Raw genomic sequence first — 20,086 nt, 5'->3', positions numbered from 1 at the left:
TGCGCGCCGTTCCTTCCGGCGCGGGGCGGGGCGAACGGGCGTTTCGCCCGGCGGCGCTTTCGGGCAGGACCGCGCCCTGACTTTCGACAGGCCATTCGGGGACGCATCATGACCGGCACGGCGCAGGGCGCGGCGATCTCATTCCAGGGCGTGGGCAAGGCCTATCCCAAGGCGGGCGGCCAGGTGACGGCGCTGGCCGATGTCACGCTGGACGTGCCCACGGGCAGCATCACCGGCGTCATCGGCCGGTCCGGCGCGGGCAAGTCGACCCTGCTGCGCATGGTCAACGGGCTGGAGCGGCCGACCGAGGGGCGGGTGATCGTCGCGGGCCATGACGTGGGCGCGGCCCGGGGCGGGGCGCTGCGCGCGATCAGGCGCGACGTTGGGATGATCTTTCAGCACTTCAACCTGCTGGCCTCGCGCACCGTGCGCGGCAACGTGGCCCTGCCGCTGGAGGTCGCAGGCACGCCGCGCGCCCAGATCCGCGCCCGCGTCGACCAGCTGATCGACCAGGTGGGCCTGGGCCCGCTGGCCGACCGCTATCCGGCAGAGCTGTCGGGCGGGCAGAAACAGCGTGTGGGCATCGCCCGCGCCCTGGCCACCGGCCCCAAGGTCCTGCTGTCCGACGAGGCGACCAGCGCGCTGGACCCCGAGACCACGCAGACCGTCCTGGACCTGCTGGCGCAGATCAACCGCGATTTGGGGCTGACCGTCCTGCTGATCACGCACGAAATGGCGGTGCTGCGCGACATCGCCAGCCACATGGCGGTGATCGAGGCCGGGCGCATCGTGGAATCCGGGGCCACCTATGACATCTTTGCCCGGCCCCAGCACGCCACCACCCGGCGGTTCCTGTCGGGCGTGACCGGGGCCACGCTGCCCGCCTTCGTCGCGGCGCGGCTGCAGGCCGATCCGCCGGGCGATCAGGTGATCCGCGTGACATTCGCGGGCGCGCATGCGACCGACCCGATGCTGGCGCGGCTGGCGACCGATCTGGGCATCAGCGCCAACATCCTGGGCGGCACCATTGAGGAGATCGGCACCAAGCCCTTCGGCAATCTGCTGATTTCCGTCCCCCATGACCGGGGCGATCAGGCCCGCGCCTTCCTGAGCCAACACGGTCTGACCACGGAGGTGCTGGGCCATGTCCGCTAACCTGATCCCGATCCTGTGGGACGCCACGATGCAGACGCTGTACATGGTCGCCATCTCGGCGATCCTGGGCACGTTGGGCGGGCTGCCTCTGGGCGTGTTCCTTGCCACGTCGCAGCGAGGCGAGCTGTTGTCCGCGCCGTGGATCAACAAGGTGCTGGGGCTGGTGGTGAATGCCACGCGCTCGGTGCCGTTCATCATCCTGGTGGTGGCGATCATCCCCTTCACGCGGGCGGTGGTCGGCACCTCGATCGGGACGAACGCGGCCATCGTGCCGCTGACCCTGGCCGCGGTCCCCTTCATCGCGCGCCTGGTCGAGAACGCCATCCGCGAGGTGGATCAGGGCCTGATCGAGGCCGCCCGCGCCATGGGCGCCACGCCGTTCCAGATCATCCGCAAGGTGCTGATCCCCGAGGCGCTGCCCGGCATCACCCTGGGCCTGACCCTGGCCGTGGTCAGCCTGATCGGCTATTCCGCGATGGTCGGCGCGGTCGGCGGGCAGGGCCTGGGCGATCTGGGCATCCGCTATGGATACCAGCGCTTCATGCCCGAGGTCATGGCCGCCGTCGTCGTCATCCTGATCGTGCTGGTGCAGCTGGTCCAGTCGCTTGGCGAATGGATCGCGGCCCGCGTCGATCGCCGCGCGCCCCGCAACCGCGGCGCCTGAATTTTCCGCAGACAAGAAAGGACAAATCCCATGCTGCGTCTGACAACTTTCGTTTCCGCCATCGCCCTGTCCACCGCCGCCATGGCCGAGGACATCACCGTCGGCGTCTCTCCCGGCGAACATGGCGAGATCATGGAGAAGGTGGCCGAGGTCGCCGCCCCCCTGGGCCTGAACATCGAGGTCATCGAATTTTCCGATTATGTCGTGCCGAACCAGGCGCTGGCCGATGGCGATCTGGATGCCAACAGCTTTCAGCACCGCCCCTATCTGGAGAACCAGATGAACGACCGCGGCTTTGGCCTGGTCGAGGTCGGCACCACGATCACCACGCCGATGGGCGTCTATTCCGACCGCATCGAGGATCTGGCCGATCTGCCCGAGGGCGCGCAGGTCGCGATCCCCAATGACCCGACCAATGGCGGGCGCGCGCTGCTGATCCTGCAGGATCTGGGGATCATCACCCTGACCGAGGGCACGGGCCTGGTCCCCAGCCCGCTGGACATCGCCGACAACCCCAAGGGGCTGCGGTTCCTGGAGCTGGACGCGGCGCAGCTGCCCCGCACGCTGGCCGATGCCGATATCGCGATCATCAACACGAACTATGCGCTGGCCTCGGGCCTGTCGCCGCGTGGCGATTCCATCGCGATGGAAAAGGCCGACAGCCCCTATGTCAACATCCTGGTCGTGCAGGAAGGCCGCGAGGCCGAGCCTTGGGTCCAGACCCTGGTCGATGCCTATCAGTCGCCCGAGGTCAAGGCCTTCATCGACGAGAAATACGAAGGCGCGGTCATCACCTCCTGGTGACGCATAAGGGGCCGCGGTTCAGCCGCGGCCCCGTTCCGTCAGGCGCTGCACCGCGCCCGCCAAGGCGAACAGCGCCAGTCCCATCGCCGCCAGCAGGGCGAGTGCGGCGAACATCAGGTCGGTCTGGCCGCGCCCGTTGGCCATCAGCATCAGATGCCCCAAGCCCCGGCTGGAGCCGACCCATTCCCCCACGATCACCGCAAAGGGCGCCTGTACCGCCGCCAGCCGCAGCCCCGATCCAAGCGCGGGCAGCGCATGGGGCAGCCGGATCAGCACCAGATCGCGCCACGGTCGCGCCCCCATCGCGCGCGCCAGATCGGCCAGCGCGGGCGGCGGGCGCATCAGCGCGTCGAACAGCACCGAGGCCACCGGGAAATAGACCACCAGCGCCACCATCACCACCTTGCTGGGCGCGCCGTAGCCCAGCCACAGCGTCAGGACCGGGGCCAGTGCAAAGACCGGCACCGCCTGCGCGGCCACCAGCATCGGCCGCATCAGCCAGCGCGCGGCGGGCGACAGCGCCAGGTTGATCGCGGTCACGACCCCCAGCACGATCCCGGCACTCATCCCCATCGCCAGATTGGCCAGCGTGAACCGCGCCTGTTCTGCCAGCATCGCGGCATTGCTCGCCAGCGCCTGCGCGACCCGCAACGGCCCCGGCAGGATGAAGGGCGGCACGCCCGCAGCCCAGACCACCCCCTGCCACAGGGCCAGCGCGATCAGCGGCACCAGCGCCAGGCTCACACCGCGCATGGCCGAACCAATGTCGCGAACAGCGCCGCCTGCGCGGCCAGCACCGCCGGGTCGTCCAACGCGCGGGGCGGCGCGGTGGCGGGCAGGGGCAAGGCGCGGCTGCCCGCGGGGGTGATCAGGACGGCACGGTGGCACAGGCGCGCGGCCTCCAGCGGGTCATGGGTGATCAGGATCACCGTCCGCCCCGCCAGATGACGCGCTGCCAGGTCCTGCATCTGCGCCCGCGTGCCCGCATCCAGCGCCGAGAAGGGCTCGTCCAGGACGATGACGGGGCGATTCTCGATCAGGGTGCGGGCCAGGGCCACGCGCTGGCGCTGGCCGCCCGACAGATGCGCGGGGCGGCGGCCCTCAAGCCCGGCCAGACCCAGTTCCGCCAGCAGGGAGCGGGCCCGATCCCGGTCGGGGGGCTGGCCGCGCAGCCGCGCACCGATGGTGACATTGTCCAGCGCGCTGGCCCAAGGCAGCAGCTGATCCTGCTGCCCCATCAGCGTGACGGCGCCTGAGACATCGGCGGTCCCCTGCAGGCGGGCCGGAACGGGCAGGCCCGCCACGATCCGCCCCAGGGTCGACTTGCCCACCCCCGACGCGCCCAGGATGCCCGTCCAGGTCCCCGGCGCGCAGGTCAGGTCCAGCCCGCGCGCCAGGGGGCGGTCCTCCAGCCACAGATCGCCGAAGACGCGGATCATGTCCGGTCCAGGCCCATCTGCCAGAACCCGACCTCCAGCCGGGTGGCCTGGGTAAAGTGCCGCGCCAGCGTCTCGGCCCGGGGCAGGGAGGGCCAGTCGGGGCCAAGCCGCGCCTCCAGCGCGCCGTCGATCAGCGCGCCGACATCGTGGCAGACCCGCTGGTAATCGGCCCCGCCATAAGTCGCGGTCCATTCGCCGTAAGGCCCGCCGCTGTCCTTATGGATCAGCCCGATCTCGCCATAGCCGAAGACGCAGGGCGCCAACGCCGCCAGCAGGTCCAGCATGTCGCCCGCATAGCCGGTGGCCTGCACGAAGCGCGTATAGGCCATGTTGGCGGGCGATTCCGGGGTCTGCTGCAGGGCGTCCTCGGATATCCCCTCGCGGCCGCAGATCTCGACATGCAGCGGCATCTCTCCGTTCAGCAACCCGTGCGCGATGGAGGAGGCCAGCGCCATTTCCGACATCCGGTCCGATTTGGCAAAGACCAGCGCCCAGGACCGCGCGAAATGCAGCAGGAACACGTAATCCTGCTGCAGGTAATGCAGGAAGTTCTCGCGGGGCAGGGTTCCCCCCGCCAGCTGACGCACGAAGGCGTGGCCGACATAGGCGTCCCAATGGGGGTCCGCCGCCTGCCGCCACAGCGCAAAGGCGCGACCGTAATCCGGGGCGCTCATGGGGCGTTCACGTCGATGGCCAGGTCGGACAGCGGCAGCCCGCCGGACGTCGCGCCGCGGTCGGCCAGGAACGCCTCGAACCGCTGGATGCGGCCCGCATCCAGCGCCGCGGGGCGGCTGGCGAAACGGGGCCAGGTGTCGTGCCAGGCGGCCTCGTTCAGGGGGGTGCGCAATTCGGCGGCGGTGGCGGAAAACGCCTGCCAGGCGGCATCGGGGTCGTTCTTGATGAAGGCCGTCGCCCGTTCGGTGGCCTCCAGGAACGCGCTGATGGCGGCGGGGTCCATGCGGGCGGGGTCGGCCAGATAGATCAGCTCATCATAGGCGGGGATGCCGTGGGCCTCAGGGTAGAGGCAGCGACCCTCGAACCCCTCCAGCCGCAGCTGGTTCAGCTCGAAATTGCGGAACGCGCCGATCACCCCATCGACCTGTCCCGACATCAGCGCCGGCGCGATCGACCAGCCGATGTTGATCTGTTCCACGTCGTCCGGGGCCAGCCCGCCATCGGCCAGCATGGCGTCCAGCATCACCTCCTGCACGCCCGCGACCGCGAATCCCACGCGGCGGCCCGCCAGATCAGCCGGGGTGTCGATGCCGCTGTCCGCCAGCACCACCAGGCAGGTCAGCGGCGTCTCGACCAACGTTCCGACCTGGGTGACGGGCAGGCCCTGATGGCGCGACAGGTGCAGCTGCGGCTGATAGCTGACGGCCAGATCGGCGCGCCCGGCCGCCACCATGCGCGGCGGATCGTTGGGGTCCGCAGGCGTCACCACCTGCACGGCTAGACCGGCGTCGGCAAAATAGCCCAGCTCCTGGGCCAGCACGATGGGGGCGTGGTCGGGGTTCACGAACCAGTCCAGCATCACGGTCAGTTCTGTGTCGGCATGGGCGGGCAGGGCCAGCAGCGCCAGCGACAGGGTCAGGGTCTTCATGGGCGTCCTTTCAGGTCATCATCGGTCAGGGCCAGCAGGGCGATGTCCCCCGGCCAGCGGGATTGCAGCAGCTGGCCCGCATTCTGCGCGCGCAGCCCGGTGCGGCAGGCCAGCACCACGCGCGGTGCGGGGCCGGGGTCCAGTTCGGCGATGCGGTCGGGGGGCAGGTGGCGCGCGCCCATGACGGGGTCGGCTTCGGTCCGCAGGTCGATCAGCAGATCGTCGGGGCGGACCTGGCCAAAGGCGATGAAGGGCAGGGGGTGCGCGGGCTCGGGTGCGCGGTCAAAGCGGAACCCGCCCATCCGCCAGCTGCCCGCATCCCAGCTGACCAGCCGCCCCAGGGGCTGCGGGTCCAGCCCCAGCACCACGGCCAGCGCCATCTGCGCCTGCAGCGCGCCGATCATGCCCACGACCGGCCCCAGAACGCCCGCGCTGGCGCAGCTGGTGGCCTGCAGCGGCAGGTCGGGGAACACCGCGCGCAGGCTGGGCGCCCCGCCGCAGCAGCCCGCCGCATAGCCCGACAGGGCCAGCGCCGATCCGGTGATCAGCGGCCGCCCCGCCGCCACGCAGGCATCCGACAGGGTCAGGCTGACCGCAAAGCTGTCGGCGCAGTCCAGCACCAGATCGGCCCCGGCCACCAGCGCGGGGGCATTGGCCGGGGTCAGCCAGTCGGTAACGGGGGTCACCAGCACGTCGGGGTTCAGGGCGGCCAGGGCGGCGGCGGCGGCCTGCGCCTTGGGCTGGCCGATCTGGTCAGTGCGATAGAGCGGCTGGCGGTGAAGGTTCGTCTGGTCGATGCAATCGGGGTCGGCCAGGGTGATGCGCCCTACGCCCGCCGCCGCCAGATAGTGCAGCGCCGGACAGCCCAGCCCCCCCGCTCCCACCACCAGCAGATGCGCCCGCGCCAGCCGGTCCTGACCCTGCGGCCCGATCTGGGGTAAGACCATCTGGCGGGCATAGCGGCTCATGCCGTCACCGCCAGCCAGTCGCGCATCCGACCCTCGGGGTCGGGGTTCAGGGTGATGTCGGTGACCGCTGACACGACATCCGCGCCCGCCGCCAGCGCCTGCGCGCCCCGTTCGGGGGTCAGGCCGCCGATGGCCACCAGCGGCACGTCGCCCGCCAGCCGTTTCCATTCGGTGACGCGGTCCAGCCCCTGTTCGTGCCAGCGCATCTGTTTCAGGATTGTGGGCCAGACCGGCCCAAGCGCCACGTAATCGGGCGACAGCGCCAGTGCGCGGTCCAGTTCGGCGTGGTCATGCGTGGACAGGCCCAGCCTCAGCCCGGCGCGGCGGATGGCGGGCAGGTCGGCCCCGTCCAGATCCTCCTGGCCCAGATGCAGCCAGTCGGCGCCTTCGTCGATGGCGATCTGCCAGTGGTCGTTGACCACCAACGCCGCGCCATGCGCGCGGGCCAGCGCCAGCCCGCGCCGGACCTGATCGCGCAGATCGTCGGGCGCCCGGTCCTTGAGCCGCAGCTGGACCAGTCGCACGCCCAGGGGCAGGGCGCGCGCCAGCCAGGCAGCATCGTCAAAGATGGGATAGAATCGCGGCAGCATCACAACCAGGCCTTTCCGATCAGGGGGGTGGAGGGCACGCCCATGTCGCGCACGCCCATCGGGTCCGCGTCGCGGGCCAGCGCGCCCGCCTGCACCGCCAGGGCAAAGGCGCGGGCCATGGCGACCGGGTCGCCCGCCTGCGCCACGGCGCTGTTCAGCAGGACGGCGTCGAAGCCCATCTCCATCGCCTCCGCCGCATGGCTGGGCAGGCCCAGGCCTGCGTCGATCACCATGGGCACGTCGGGAAAGGCCGCGCGCAGCATGCGCAGCCCGTGGCGATTGTTCAGCCCCAGACCCGACCCGATGGGCGCGCCCCAGGGCATCAGCACCCTGCAGCCCGCATCCAGCAGGCGCGCGGCCAGGACCTGGTCCTCGGTCGTGTAGGGGAAGACCTGGAAGCCCTCGGCGCACAGCACCGTCGCGGCCTCCAGCAGGCCGAAGGGGTCGGGCTGCAGCGTGTCGGCATGCCCGATCACCTCCAGCTTGATCCAGTCGGTCTGGAACAGCTCGCGCGCCATGCGGGCGGTGGTCACGGCCTCGCGGGCGCTGTGACAGCCGGCGGTGTTGGGCAGCACGCGCACCCCCAGATCGCGGATCAGCGACCAGAAGGCCTGGCCCTGACCCGCCTCGCGGCGCAGCGACACGGTGGCCACGCCCGCACCGCTGGCCCGGAACGCATCGGCCAGCACCGCCGGAGAGGGATATTGCGCCGTGCCCAGCATCAGCGCGTTGGGCAGCGTCACGCCATAGAAATCACGCATCGCCTATCCTCCCTGCATGGGGGCCAGAACCTCCAGCCGGTCGCCGTCGCGCAGCGCCTGGCCCGCGCGGGCCGATGAGGGCACAAAATCCCCGTTCAGCGCGGTGGCGACGCGGGCATCGCGCCAGCCCAGCTCAATCAGGGCGGCCTCCAGCGTGGTGGCGGCGATGTCGCGGGGGGTGCCGTTGACCTCAATCCTCATGGATCAGTTCTCCCTTGATGCGGTCGGTCAGATAGTCGGCGGCCTGTTGCGCCAGCGCGGGGGCCATCAGATAGCCGTGGCGGAACAGCCCGTTCAGATGCAGGACCCGCCCGCGCACCGTCACGCGGGGGATGTTGTCGGCGAAGGCCGGGCGCAGGTCGGTGCCCAGCTCCATGACCGAGCCTTCGGCAAAACGCGGGTCCAGCGCATAGGCGGCCGACAGCAGCTCCAGCACGGAGCGTGCCGTGACGGGCGCGCGGCTGGCGCTTTCGATCTGGGTTGCGCCCAGCATGAACAGCCCGTCCGCGCGCGGCACGATATACAGCGGGTGGCGCGGATGCAGCAGGCGGACCGGGCGCGTCAGGGTGATCTCGGGGGCGTGCAGGACGGCCATCTCTCCGCGCACGCCTCGCAGGCCCTGCAGGGCTGCGGACAGGCCGCGCGCGTCGATCACCGGGCCGGGGATGTCCTGCGGATCGGCCTCGGCCCGTTCGACCGTGATGCCGCGTACTGCCAGCCAAGCCAGCAGGTCGGTCAGCGCGCGGCGGGGGTCCAGATGCGCCTCTGTCGGAAAGAACAGGCCCGGGCGGGGCGGCAGGTCCGGCTCCAGCGTGGCGCTGTCGCACGGCTGGTGGTCGCCCGCGCGGCGGGCAAAGCGCGCCAGCTCCGCCCGGTCGCGGTCCAGCGCCACCACCAGCGTGCCGCGATGGGTGACGGGCGTGACGGCGGACCAGGCCCGCGCCGCGTCCTGTCCCAAGCGGGTGATGACGGGCTCGGCGGTCACGCCCTCGCACTGGGGCGCCAGCATGCCGCCCGCCCACCAGGAACAGCCATGCGGCCCCGGCGGCCCGTTGCGGTCCAGGATGCGCGGCGTGATCCCGCGCAGGGCCAGGACATGAGCCGCGAACAGGCCCGCCACGCCGGCGCCGATGATGGTCACGTCAGCCATGATGACATCCGACAGGGGGCCAGACTGCGTGGAAATGATGCACCGGCCCGTGGCCCGACCCCACGCCCAGCCCGTCGGCCGCCGCGATCGCGCCCTGCAGATAGCGATGCGCCCGCGCAACCGCCCGGTGCAGGTCCATGCCCTGCGCCAGGCCCGCCGCGATGGCCGCCGACAGGGTGCAACCAGTGCCGTGGGTGTTGCGCGTCACCTGTCGCTGTGCGGTCAGGCGGGTGACGCCCGCAGCGGTGACCAGCAGGTCGGTGCAGACGGGGCCGTCGGCATGGCCACCCTTCATCAGCACCGCCCCCGCACCCAGATCGCGCAGCGCCGCAGCCTGGTCGGCCATCTGATCCTCGGACGTGGCGGGGGCGCAGTCCAGCAGGCAGGCGGCCTCGGGCAGGTTCGGGGTCAGCAGCGTCGCGCGGGGCAGCAGCCCGCGCAGCGCGGCCATCGCCTCATCGGGCAGCAGCCGGTCGCCCGACTTGGCCACCATCACCGGGTCCAGCACCACGGGCAGGCCGCACCCCTCCAGACCCTGCGCGACGGTGCGGATCGCGTCAGCCCCGCCCAGCATGCCCAGCTTGACCGCCCGCACGTCCAGATCGTCGAAGACCGCGCGCATCTGCGCCGCGATCATCGCCAGGCTGGCGGGTTCGACCATCGCCACGCTGCGGGTGTTCTGCGCGGTCAGCGCCGTCACCACGCTGGCACCATAGCAGCCAAGCGCCGAGAATGTCTTGAGATCCGCCTGGATCCCGGCGCCGCCGCCGGAATCGGACCCGGCGATGGTCAGGGCAATGGGTGCAGTCACGTCGTCCCTCCGCATGGCTGGCGGGGCAGGGACCGGGCGTATGGGGGGACAAAAGGCGGCATGGGGCCGCAAGCATCTGCACCGTTCCCTCCGCCGGTATGACCCGGATCAGGTTCGATGGGTTGGCTGTCGCCTCTCAGCCCCTGTGACGGGACACCCCAACGGTTTGCACGGTCAGCCTAGACGCCGCCGCCAGGGGCCGCAAGGGGGGACACCGCGCCGCGTTGCCGCGCCCCGCCCGCGGGATATGCTGCGCGCGAACGGATAGGGGGTGGTGGACATGGAACTGACGGCGACCCGCGCGGCGGGGTTGGAGCGGATGCGCGCATTCCAGCCGCGCATGGGCCTGCGCTATGCCCAAGCGCGCAACATGGATCACGGGCCTGGCTTGCATCGTGACGTGTCGGGCCTGTCGCCCTGGCTGCGCCGCCGCCTGCTGACCGAGCCCGAGGTGATCGCCACAGCCCTGTCGGCCCACGGCCCCGACCGCGCCGCCAAGTTCATCCAGGAGGTCGTCTGGCGCAGCTATTTCAAGGGCTGGCTGGAACTGCGCCCGCAGGTCTGGGATAGTTATCGCGGGGGGCTGCGCGCCGATCTGGCGGCGCTGGAGCGTGACGATGCGCTGCGCGATGCGGTCCTGCGCGCGCAGGAGGGGCGCACCGGGCTGGACTGTTTCGATGCCTGGTCGCGAGAGCTGGTCGCCACGGGCTATCTGCACAACCACGCGCGGATGTGGTTCGCCTCGATCTGGATCTTCACGCTGCGGCTGCCGTGGCGGGTGGGGGCCGATTTCTTTCTGCGCCACCTGCTGGACGGCGATGCGGCGTCGAACACGCTCAGCTGGCGGTGGGTGGCGGGCCTGCACACGCGCGGCAAGCCCTATGAGGCGCAGGCCGACAACATCGCCCGGCTGACCGGCGGCCGCTTTGCCCCGGCGCCCGGCGATCTGGCCACCGTCACGCAGGGGCTGGAGGCGACCGAACCGGATGGCCTGCCGCCCACGCAACCGCTGCGCAGGGTCGTCCCGCCCGAACCGGGGCGCCCGACGGCGCTGCTGATCACCGATGACGATTGCTGTCCGGGGGATGTGCTGCCGCAGGGCTTGGACATCCGCGCGGCGGTCGCGCTGTCGGCGGGTCATCTGCGATCGCCGCTGGCGGTGTCGGAGGGGGTGCTGGCCTTTGATGCGGTCGCGCTGGCGGATGCGGCGGCACGGGCCGGGATGCGGGCCGATCCGCTGCCGGCGGAGGACCCCGCGGGCCTGGCGCAGTGGGCGCTGCGGGCGGGCGTGACGCAGATCGCGACGCCCTTTGTCACGCATGGGCCGGTGCGGGACTGGCTGGATGCGGCGCGGCACCATCTGGCGGCGCAGGGCATCGTGCTGTCCGAGGCGCGCCGGGACTGGGACGCGGCGGTCTGGCCGCTGGCCACGGCGGGGTTCTTCAAGGTCGGTCAGAAAATACCGGCCCTGCTGGACCGGCTGATCCCGGTCTGATCAGGCCGGAACCCCGCACAGGCCCGCCAGCGCGTCCAGCATCGGCGCGCCGCGATGGGCCGGGGCGTCGCGACCCGGTGCCTCGGGCGCGTCAAAGCCGACATGGCCGGCCATCTCGGCCACCTCCATCGAGGTGACGGTCGGCTGCACGCCCAGCTGCGCCAGAATCGCGCCGATCCGCAACGCCGTCCGGCGGTCGCCGACCCCCAGCACATTGCCCGAGGGGATGCGGATCTCTCCTCCGACGGGGCTGTTCGAGGGGCGCGCCGGCCAGTGGCAGATGCCGAAATCGCGGCCCGCCGTCAGGCCCGACACCTGCTGGATCGCCTGTTGCAGGACCCCGCGGATGGTGCCCGGCAGGACCGGCGCCTGCTGCATGACGACGTGGAACCCGTCCTTCAGCGCCAGGATCTGGCCCAGGGTGCGCCCGGTGGCCTGCAGGGCGTGGCAGCTGCTCTGGCCCGGCTCGGCGATGTCGCAGCCGCCGGTCACGATGGTCACGTCGCTGGCCAGCACCGCGGGCAGGATGTCGTCCGATGCCTGGATGCGCCCCACCAGGACGCCGCGACGGACCAGCGCCGCCAGGGCGGGTTCGATATGGGCGATGCGGCCCTGGGCCAGCATCTCGACCCGGTCGGGATCGACATCGACGCCGATGACATGATGGCCCAGATCGGCCAGCATGGCCGCGGTCATCACCCCCTGCCGGCCCAGCCCCAGGACCGAGATCACCGGAAGCGGGCGCACCGACAGGGCCGGGCGGAAGGCCTGATGGGGAAGCTGGTGGATCATGATCGTCACTCCTGCTGCGGTCTTGCCCCCTTGTGGCAGATCGCGCCCCGCCGGTCCCGCTGTCGGAAGCATGGTGGCGGGGTGCAAAAGGCGCAGCTGATCACGACGAAGGGATAGCCCCTATCCGATCGGATAGGACGCCCTCCAGCGGGCCGCGATCGCTAGGATTTTAGAAAGCTTTCCGTGGCAAACTATCCTTTCGGATAGGACACTATGCGACGCTCCGACCGCCGGGGACGGTCTGCGTGCCAGACTGGGGGCTGTCCAAACCCTGCATCATGAGGCTTACCGATGAAGCGACTGACCCTCTCCCTGCTGCTGGCCCTGACCGGCCCCGCCCTGGCGGATGAACCCATGCTGACCGTCACGGGGCCCGAGGGCAGCCGCGGCTATGACCTGGCGGCTTTGGAGGCCTTGGGCGCGGTCAGCTTTGCGACCTCGACCATCTGGACCGAAGGGTCGCCGACCTTCACCGGCGTGCCGCTGCAGGCGCTGCTGGACGATGCGGGCATCACCGACGGGGTCGTCGCCGCCACCGCCATCAACGATTACGCCGTCCAGATCCCTGTGGACGAGGTCACCGCCGAATACCCGATCGTGGCCTATCACGTGGACGGCCAGGTCATGTCCGTGCGCGACAAGGGGCCGCTCTGGGTGGTCTATCCCTATGATTCGGACGCCGCTCTGCAGTCCGAGGTCGTCTATTCCCGCAGCATCTGGCAACTGGACCGGCTGTCGGTGTCCAGATGATCGACGCCGTGGGCAGGGATGTGCAGGTGCCACGCATGCGATGCTGCGTCCGGCTGCTGCCCGCGGTCTTTGCGCTGGTGATCCTGGCGATGGGGGTGACCGTCTGGACCCTGCAGGAGGATGCCCGCGCCCAGATCGAGGAGATGGGCACCGCCGCCACGGACAGCACCCAATGGTTCCTGGCCCAGTCCGAGGTCGAGGCCCTGGCCCTGCAGCGTGCGATCCTGCTGATGGAGGTGGATACCACCGGTGATCCGGCGCTGGCCCGCGATCTGCGCCGTCGTTTCGACATCTTCTATCCGCGCATCCAAACCCTGCGCAGCGGCCGCACCTATCAGCGGCTGCGCAATGAGCCCGGCATGGCCGAGGCGCTGGCCGGGCTGCAGGCCATGCTGGACGCCCAGATCCCGGCGATCGACGGCGACGACGCCACCCTGCGCGCGGCCCTGCCCGTAATGGGCGCAGCGATGGGTCCGGGCATTGCGCAAATCCGGCACGTCTCGCTGGAGGGGGTGCGCATCTTTGCAGACAAGTCCGCCGAACGCCGCGAGGGGGTGGCCCGGGCCATGACCACGCTGTCGCTGCTGGTCGTGCCGCTGTTTCTGGTGCTGGCCCTCAGCGTGGTCATCCTGTCGCTGATGGTGCGTGCCGCGGATACACGCAACCGCCGCATCGCAGCCGTCGGCAGCCGGATGCAGTCGCTGTTCGAGGCGTCGATCGACGCCATTCTGGTGGCCCGACCCGATGGGCGTATCCTGGGCTTCAACGCCGCCGCGCAGCGCATCTATGGCTATTCCCCGGCCGAGGCGATGGGCAGCGACATGGTCGATCTGCTGACCCCCCGCGATCAGCGCGCGGCGGTGCGCGCGCTGCTGGCCGAGGTGCGCGACCGGCGCGCCCGCCCGCGCGATGGCGGCCCCGACATCATCCAGGCGACCGCGCGGCACAAATCCGGCAGGATCATCCCGGTCGAGGTGTCGATCTCGGTCGCCGAGGGCGAGGATGGGCCGCTGCTGGTGGGCTTTGTCCGCGACGTGTCGCGCCGCGCCGCCGAGGAGGCGGAAATGATCGAGGCCCGCGACCGCGCCGTTGCCGGAGAGCAGGCCAAGACCCGCATGATCGCCGTCATGAGCCATGAGATGCGCACCCCCCTGAACGGCATCCTGGGCCTTCTGGACCTGCTGTCCCTGACCCCGCTGGACGACCGCCAGCGCCAGTATCTGCAGGCGATGGAGCATTCGGGCCGGATGCTGCTGGGCCATGTGAACGACGTGTTGGACACGTCGCGGGCGCGGGGCGGGCGGCTGGTCCTGGCGGCGGCGCCGGTGGATCTGCGGGCGGTGGTGGCGGCGGCGGTGGATGGCCTTCAGGCGCAGGCGCGCGCGGCGGGCAACTGCCTGACACTGGACTGTCAGGGGGCGGATCAGGGCCTGGTGGTGGGTGACGCCGCACGGCTGGAGCAGATCGTCGTGAACCTGGTCGGGAACGCGATCAAGTTCACCGAGAACGGCACGATCAGGGTCGATCTGGACCGCACCGGCCCTCCGGGCCAGATCGAGCTGCGCGTGACCGACAGCGGCATCGGCATCCCCGAGGAGGATCTGGGCCGCATCTTTGACGAGTTCGTCACCCTTGGGTCGACCTTTGACCGCAAGGTCGAGGGGACGGGGCTGGGTCTCAGCATCGTCAAGGGCCTCGTCGATGCCATGGGCGGAGAGATCGACGTGGCCAGTGAGCCGGGGCAGGGCACGGCATTCCGTGTCGGCCTGCATCTGCCGCCAGCCAAGGCCCAGCCACAGCGTCCCGACCTGCCCGCGCCTGCCCCGGTGGCCTCGGGCGATCTCAAGGTCCTGTTGGTCGAGGATAACGCTATCAACCGCCTGGTCGCCCGGGAGATGCTGCGTCGGCAGGGGTGCCATGTCCTTGAGGCAGAGGACGGCCTGGTCGGCGTGCAGATGGCGCAGGATGAGCGGTTCGACCTGATCCTGATGGATATCAGCATGCCCCGCCTGAACGGCATCGACGCCGCCCGCCAAATCCGGGCCGAGGGGGCCAACCGGCACAGCCCCATCGTCGCCCTGACCGCCCATGCCATGCCCGAAGATCTGGCCCGCTTTCGCGAGGCGGGCATGGACCGCGCCCTGGTCAAGCCGCTGTCGCGCGCCGATCTGGTCTCGATGATCGAAGGGCTGCGGCCCGCGCCCCCTGCGGATGATCTGGATGCCCTGATTGTGGCATCGGGCCGCGATCCGGGGTCGTTGCGCCAGCGTATCGTGGCCGAGCTGCGCGAGGGGTTGGACCAGCTGTCAGACGGGGGCGGCGCCGCCCTGGCGCACCGCCTTGCGGGCAGCGCGGCGGTGCTGGGGCTGGCCGAGATGCATCAAGGTCTGATCGCGCTGGAACGTGACCTGACCGCGGGATGCGCCAGCGGTCAGATTGCCGCAGATCTGCGCAAGTTTCGGCAAATGCTTGACAGTTATGCGCCCGAAACGGTCGTGCCGGAGGCTGAACCGCGTCGACAGGCGGGCGCCGGTCCGTAAGATGGGCGGGCGCATGGGCGGTCCCGAGGCCCGCCCGACAGCAGCGAGGATGACATGAGGATATTGCTTGCCGATGACCACAGCCTCGTGCGCGAGGCCGTCTGCGCCTTTCTGACCGCCGAAGGGTTCGAGGATGTCACGGGCGTCAGCTCGCTGCACGAGGCGCTGGACCGGGTGGCCGATGATGCGCCCTTTGATCTGGTGCTGCTTGATTACGACATGCCGGGGCTGGACGGCCTGTCGCGGATGCGTGCCGCCATGGGCGCGCGGCCTGTGGCGATGTTGACAGGCTCTGCCTCTCCGGCGGTGGCGCGGCAGGCTTTGGACGCGGGGGCGCGGGGCTTTCTGCCTAAGACCCTGTCGGCCAAGTCGCTGGCCGCGGCGATCCAGTTCATCGCCGCGGGCGGCGTGTTTGCGCCCTATGACCTGATGGCCGCCGCCCCGTCGCGCCCCGCCGACGGGCTGACGCAGCGCGAATCAGAGGTGCTGTCGGGCCTGTGCGAAGGCAAGTCCAACAAGGAAATCGCCAACGATCTGAACCTCCAGGAGGTCACGATCAAGCTGCACGTCAAGACCCTGTGCCGCAAGCTGGGCGCCCGCAACCGCCCCCAGGCCGCGATGCTGGCGCAGGATCGGGCGCTTCATCCGTAAGGGCCGGATTTGCGCTGGCATGCGCCGCGTTGCTGTTTCAGGATGCGGGCGCAGGGTTGCCACGGGGCCGAAGATGGACAGACGCGGGTTGGAGATGACGGTGCTGATGACGCCGGACATGGCGAACTTCAGCGGCAAGGTGCATGGCGGAGCCCTACTGGCGCTGCTGGACCGCGTCGCCTATGCCTGCGCGTCGCGCTGGTCGGGGGAATACGCCGTCACCCTGTCAGTCGATCAGGTCACCTTCAAGGAGGCGATCCATGTGGGCGAACTGGTCACGTTCCGCGCCCGTGTGAACCATACCGGACGCACGTCGATGGAGGTCGGCATCCGGGTCGAGGCCGAGCATATCCGCCGCGGCACCCGGCGGCACACCAATTCCTGCTATTTCACCATGGTCGCGGTCGATGAGCGGGGCAGGCCGCTGCCCGTGCCGCCCGCCGATCCGCAGGACGATCTGGACCGCGCCCGCTGGCGCGCGGCCGAGGTGCGTCGCGCCATGCGCCGCGAGATCGCGGCCCGCCAGGAGGCCGCGTCGACCGGGCCGTGATTGGGCGTGGACTTTGGCGCGCGGGTGGCGTAACAGACCGCCTTTGGCCCTGCTTGTCCGGGGCGGCGGGTGCAGGGTGGGCCGGTCGCAGCGACTTTGGGTGCCGCTCACCGGATGCCGATCAAGGCGTCCCCGCATTTGGCGAATCACATGACTGAACTGAATATCCCGGCGCCCCTTCAGGCGGCGCTGGCCGACAAGGGCTATGAGAGCCTGACCTCCGTGCAGACGGCCGTTCTGGCGCCGGAGGCTGCGGGCCGCGACGTGCTGGTCTCGGCGCAGACCGGATCGGGCAAGACCGTGGCCTTTGGCCTGGCGATCGGCGCCGATCTGCTGGACGGCGCGCGCATGATCGAGGGTCAGCTGCCGCTGGCGCTGGCCATCGCGCCGACGCGCGAACTGGCGTTGCAGGTCGCGCGCGAGCTGGAATGGCTGTATGCCGGGACCGGCGCGCAGATCGCCACCTGCGTCGGCGGCATGGATTACCGCAACGAAAAGCGCGCCCTGCAGCGTGGCGCGCAGATCGTGGTCGGCACGCCGGGCCGCCTGCGCGACCATATCGACCGCGGCAGCCTGGATCTGTCGGACCTGCGCGCCGCCGTCCTGGACGAGGCCGACGAGATGCTGGACCTGGGCTTCCGCGAGGACCTGGAGTTCATCCTGGGCGCCGCACCGGTCGAACGCCGCACGCTGATGTTCTCAGCCACGGTGCCCTCGGCGATCGAAAAGCTGGCCCGCGATTTCCAGCGCGACGCCCTGCGCATCGCCGCCATGGGCGAGGCGCGCCAGCACGGCGACATCGCCTATCGCGCCTATACCGTGACCGCCCGCGACCGCGAGCCTGCGATCTTCAACCTGCTGCGCATCCATGAGGCGCAGACCGCCATCGTCTTCTGCAAGACGCGGGCCAATGTGAACCACCTGCTGGCGCGCATGTCGAACCGCGGCTTCAAATGCGTGGCCCTGTCCGGTGAGCTGTCCCAGCAGGAGCGGACCCACGCCCTGCAGGCGCTGCGCGACGGGCGTGCCCGGGTCTGTATCGCCACCGACGTGGCCGCACGCGGCATCGACCTGCCGGGGCTGGAGCTGGTGATCCATGCCGATCTGCCGACCAACCCCGACACGATGCTGCACCGCTCGGGCCGGACGGGGCGCGCGGGGTCCAAGGGGATCTCGGCGCTGATCGTGCCCTCGGCCGATTACCGGCGGGCGCAGCGCCTGCTGCAGAACGCCAAGGTGACCGCCGAATGGCTGGATGCCCCCACCGCGGATGAGGTGCGCGCCCGCGACGATCAGCGCATGCTGGACCACCCCGGCCTGCACGAGCCCGCGGGCGAGGATGCGCCCCTGGCCGCCCAGCTGCTGGAGCAGTTCGGCGGAGAGCAGGTGGCCGCCGCCTTCCTGCGCATGTGGCGCGAAGGCCGCCCCGCCGCCGAGGAGCTGTCCGAGGCCCATGCCCCGCCCACGCCCATGGCGCCGCGGCCGCAGCGCGAATTCGGACCATCGGTCTGGTTCACGCTGTCGGTCGGCCATTCGGGTCGGGCCGAGGCACGCTGGCTGCTGCCCAAGATCTGCGATGCGGGCGGCATCACCCGCGACGGCATCGGCGCGATCCGCGTCAAGCAGGACCTGTCCTATGTCCAGATCGCGGCCGACCAGGCCAGCCGGTTCGGCGATTTCATCGAGATCAGCGACGAGGTCACCATGCGCCGCATGGACGGCGCCCCGGATCTGGATGCGCCCATCGAACGCGCCCCGCGCGCACCGCGCACCGACAACCGGTCCGAAGGCCGCAAGCCCGCGCCCCGCGCCAAGCCTGTCGCGTCGGACGAGGGCCATCAGAGCCGGGTGAAGGCCGCGCGCGGAGGCTGGGTCCCTGATGAGGCCCCCGCCGCCGACCCGCGCGACGCCGGACCCCATGGCGCCGTGAAAGCCTGGAAGAAGAAGCCCGCCGCCGCCGGCGCCGCCAAAGGCCCGAAACCGGCTTGGGCCAAGCCGCGCGCCGACAAGGCCCCGGCCGCCAAGCCGCATCGCAAGGGCCCCAAGCGCCCCGATTGAGCTTTGCGCGTTGCCTGATTAACAGGCAGCGCCCCGGCTTCCCTGCATGTCGTGCAGGTCCGCGCCCGGTGCGCCCCCCGGGGTTGCCGGGCGCGACGCGTTCGCGTCATGGAATGTCGTAATTGGTGTTGCCAGCCGCGGATGGCGGCGCGTAACCTCTCCCTTGCGCTGAATAACCAACGACAACAGGGAGAGCGCCTTTTGCTGGACGACCGCCACGGCGACGCTTTCGTCGCCTTCGAGCATGTGCAAAAAAGCTATGACGGACAGACGCTTGTCGTCAAAGACCTGAATCTTTCCATCGCCAAGGGAGAGTTCCTGACCATGCTGGGACCGTCCGGTTCCGGCAAGACGACCTGCCTGATGATGCTGGCGGGTTTCGAGACCGCCACCCACGGAGAGATCCGCCTGGATGGGCGCCCGATCAACCAGGTGCCGCCCCACAAGCGCGGCATCGGCATGGTGTTCCAGAACTATGCGCTGTTCCCCCACATGACTGTCGGAGAGAACCTGTCCTTTCCGCTGGAGGTGCGGGGCATGTCCTCGGCCGAGCGCAACACGCGCGTCGCCCGCGCGCTGGACATGGTGCAGATGGGCAAGTTCGCCAATCGCCGCCCCGCCCAGCTGTCGGGCGGCCAGCAGCAGCGCATCGCCCTGGCCCGGGCGCTGGTCTTTGACCCCGAGCTGGTGCTGATGGACGAGCCGCTTGGCGCGCTGGACAAGCAGCTGCGCGAGCATATGCAGTTCGAGATCAAGCATCTGCACGAAAGGCTGGGCATCACCGTGGTCTATGTGACCCATGACCAGGGCGAGGCGCTGACTATGTCGGACCGCATCGCCGTCTTCAATGACGGGCGCATCCAGCAGCTGGCCGCGCCCTCGGACCTCTACGAGCGCCCCGAGAACAGCTTTGTCGCCAGCTTCATCGGAGAGAACAACGCCCTGCCCGGCGTGATCGAGCAGCTGGACGGCGACAAGGCCCTGGTCCGGCTGGACGGCGGCGGGGTGATCGACGCCACCGCCGTGAACATCCGCGAGAAGGGTCAGCGCACCACCGTCTCGATCCGCCCCGAGCGGGTCGAGTTCAAGCCCGAGATGATGCCCCCCGGCGCCCATACCATCGAGGCCCATGTGGTCGAGGTGATCTATATGGGCGACATCCTGCGCGCCCGCCTGAAGGTGGCGGGCAGCGACAATTTCGTCATGAAGATGCGTAACACCATCGGCCAGACCCGTCTGGACCCCGGCCAGGTGATCCGCATCGGCTGGCATCCGCAGGATGCCCGCGCCCTCGACCCGATCTGA

At 70.3% G+C, this 20,086-nt stretch carries 21 protein-coding genes and 1 riboswitch; of the genes, 10 read left to right on the top strand and 11 right to left on the bottom strand.

What is annotated here, in order from left to right; all coding sequences use genetic code 11:
- The first annotated feature begins 108 nt into the window (after positions 1-108).
- The 3 genes from ABS73_RS10940 to ABS73_RS10930 are packed head-to-tail and all read left to right on the top strand — an operon-like array spanning position 109 to position 2,623.
- On the top strand, positions 109-1,155 hold the full coding sequence (locus ABS73_RS10940) for a methionine ABC transporter ATP-binding protein (RefSeq protein WP_277019499.1): 1,047 nt from the start codon (positions 109-111) through the stop codon (positions 1,153-1,155).
- On the top strand, positions 1,145-1,819 hold the full coding sequence (locus ABS73_RS10935; protein ID WP_277019501.1) for a methionine ABC transporter permease: 675 nt from the start codon (positions 1,145-1,147) through the stop codon (positions 1,817-1,819). Before ABS73_RS10940 ends, ABS73_RS10935 begins: the two co-directional genes overlap by 11 nt.
- 30 nt (positions 1,820-1,849) lie before the next feature.
- Positions 1,850-2,623: a MetQ/NlpA family ABC transporter substrate-binding protein gene (locus ABS73_RS10930; RefSeq protein WP_277019502.1), complete on the top strand. Its 774-nt coding sequence runs from the start codon at positions 1,850-1,852 to the stop codon at positions 2,621-2,623.
- Between the two features lie 18 nt (positions 2,624-2,641).
- Here the strand turns inward: ABS73_RS10930 and ABS73_RS10925 are convergent, their stop codons facing one another.
- From ABS73_RS10925 to thiD, 10 genes are read right to left on the bottom strand one after another with little or no spacing between them, the layout of a single operon-like run.
- Positions 2,642-3,376 (bottom strand): ABC transporter permease, encoded by a 735-nt coding sequence (locus ABS73_RS10925; protein WP_277019504.1) that lies wholly within the window; start codon positions 3,374-3,376, stop codon positions 2,642-2,644.
- Positions 3,364-4,062 carry an ATP-binding cassette domain-containing protein gene (locus ABS73_RS10920; protein ID WP_277019506.1) on the bottom strand — a complete coding sequence of 233 codons (699 nt, stop codon included), beginning with the start codon at positions 4,060-4,062 and terminating at the stop codon, positions 3,364-3,366. Before ABS73_RS10920 ends, ABS73_RS10925 begins: the two co-directional genes overlap by 13 nt.
- Positions 4,059-4,736 carry a TenA family protein gene (locus ABS73_RS10915; protein ID WP_277019507.1) on the bottom strand — a complete coding sequence of 226 codons (678 nt, stop codon included), beginning with the start codon at positions 4,734-4,736 and terminating at the stop codon, positions 4,059-4,061. The genes ABS73_RS10920 and ABS73_RS10915 overlap by 4 nt, the downstream gene beginning before the upstream one ends.
- Positions 4,733-5,665, bottom strand: coding sequence for an ABC transporter substrate-binding protein (locus ABS73_RS10910; protein WP_277019509.1), 933 nt, complete (start codon positions 5,663-5,665; stop codon positions 4,733-4,735). The genes ABS73_RS10915 and ABS73_RS10910 overlap by 4 nt, the downstream gene beginning before the upstream one ends.
- Positions 5,662-6,633: a HesA/MoeB/ThiF family protein gene (locus ABS73_RS10905; RefSeq protein WP_277019510.1), complete on the bottom strand. Its 972-nt coding sequence runs from the start codon at positions 6,631-6,633 to the stop codon at positions 5,662-5,664. The genes ABS73_RS10910 and ABS73_RS10905 overlap by 4 nt, the downstream gene beginning before the upstream one ends.
- Positions 6,630-7,226 carry a thiamine phosphate synthase gene (locus ABS73_RS10900; protein WP_277019512.1) on the bottom strand — a complete coding sequence of 199 codons (597 nt, stop codon included), beginning with the start codon at positions 7,224-7,226 and terminating at the stop codon, positions 6,630-6,632. Before ABS73_RS10900 ends, ABS73_RS10905 begins: the two co-directional genes overlap by 4 nt.
- Positions 7,223-7,984 (bottom strand): thiazole synthase, encoded by a 762-nt coding sequence (locus tag ABS73_RS10895; protein ID WP_277019513.1) that lies wholly within the window; start codon positions 7,982-7,984, stop codon positions 7,223-7,225. The genes ABS73_RS10900 and ABS73_RS10895 overlap by 4 nt, the downstream gene beginning before the upstream one ends.
- A gap of 3 nt (positions 7,985-7,987) precedes the next feature.
- Positions 7,988-8,185, bottom strand: a complete 198-nt coding sequence (thiS, locus tag ABS73_RS10890) for a sulfur carrier protein ThiS (RefSeq protein ID WP_277019515.1) — start codon at positions 8,183-8,185, stop codon at positions 7,988-7,990.
- Positions 8,175-9,134: an FAD-dependent oxidoreductase gene (locus ABS73_RS10885; protein WP_277019517.1), complete on the bottom strand. Its 960-nt coding sequence runs from the start codon at positions 9,132-9,134 to the stop codon at positions 8,175-8,177. Before ABS73_RS10885 ends, thiS begins: the two co-directional genes overlap by 11 nt.
- Positions 9,127-9,960: a bifunctional hydroxymethylpyrimidine kinase/phosphomethylpyrimidine kinase gene (thiD, locus tag ABS73_RS10880; RefSeq protein ID WP_277019518.1), complete on the bottom strand. Its 834-nt coding sequence runs from the start codon at positions 9,958-9,960 to the stop codon at positions 9,127-9,129. Before thiD ends, ABS73_RS10885 begins: the two co-directional genes overlap by 8 nt.
- A 53-nt stretch (positions 9,961-10,013) precedes the next feature.
- A riboswitch (TPP riboswitch) is annotated at positions 10,014-10,116 on the bottom strand.
- Positions 10,117-10,225: 109 nt separating this feature from the next.
- Here thiD and ABS73_RS10875 point away from each other — a divergent pair.
- Positions 10,226-11,440, top strand: a complete 1,215-nt coding sequence (locus tag ABS73_RS10875) for an FAD-binding domain-containing protein (RefSeq protein ID WP_277019520.1) — start codon at positions 10,226-10,228, stop codon at positions 11,438-11,440.
- Here ABS73_RS10875 and ABS73_RS10870 read toward each other — a convergent pair whose 3' ends face one another.
- Positions 11,441-12,232: a Rossmann-fold NAD(P)-binding domain-containing protein gene (locus ABS73_RS10870; RefSeq protein ID WP_277019521.1), complete on the bottom strand. Its 792-nt coding sequence runs from the start codon at positions 12,230-12,232 to the stop codon at positions 11,441-11,443.
- A 291-nt stretch (positions 12,233-12,523) separates the two neighbouring features.
- Here ABS73_RS10870 and ABS73_RS10865 point away from each other — a divergent pair, with 291 nt between their 5' ends.
- From ABS73_RS10865 to ABS73_RS10840, 6 genes are all read left to right on the top strand, one after another.
- The gene (locus tag ABS73_RS10865; protein WP_277019523.1) at positions 12,524-12,982 is read left to right on the top strand and encodes a putative pterin-binding protein; all 459 of its coding nucleotides are present in this window, start codon (positions 12,524-12,526) and stop codon (positions 12,980-12,982) included.
- A gap of 35 nt (positions 12,983-13,017) precedes the next feature.
- Positions 13,018-15,522, top strand: a complete 2,505-nt coding sequence (locus ABS73_RS10860) for a hybrid sensor histidine kinase/response regulator (RefSeq protein ID WP_277019524.1) — start codon at positions 13,018-13,020, stop codon at positions 15,520-15,522.
- A gap of 54 nt (positions 15,523-15,576) precedes the next feature.
- Positions 15,577-16,173, top strand: coding sequence for a response regulator transcription factor (locus tag ABS73_RS10855; protein ID WP_277019526.1), 597 nt, complete (start codon positions 15,577-15,579; stop codon positions 16,171-16,173).
- A gap of 73 nt (positions 16,174-16,246) precedes the next feature.
- Positions 16,247-16,723 (top strand): acyl-CoA thioesterase, encoded by a 477-nt coding sequence (locus ABS73_RS10850; protein ID WP_277019528.1) that lies wholly within the window; start codon positions 16,247-16,249, stop codon positions 16,721-16,723.
- A gap of 150 nt (positions 16,724-16,873) precedes the next feature.
- Positions 16,874-18,781, top strand: coding sequence for a DEAD/DEAH box helicase (locus ABS73_RS10845; RefSeq protein WP_277019530.1), 1,908 nt, complete (start codon positions 16,874-16,876; stop codon positions 18,779-18,781).
- A gap of 201 nt (positions 18,782-18,982) precedes the next feature.
- On the top strand, positions 18,983-20,086 hold the full coding sequence (locus ABS73_RS10840) for an ABC transporter ATP-binding protein (protein ID WP_277019531.1): 1,104 nt from the start codon (positions 18,983-18,985) through the stop codon (positions 20,084-20,086).

Source organism: Paracoccus sp. SCN 68-21, from assembly GCF_001724535.1.
Taxonomy (GTDB): Bacteria; Pseudomonadota; Alphaproteobacteria; order Rhodobacterales; family Rhodobacteraceae; genus Paracoccus; species Paracoccus hibiscisoli.
The sequence above is the reverse complement of the archived record's forward strand: the minus strand, read 5'-3'. Positions and strand labels throughout refer to the sequence as shown.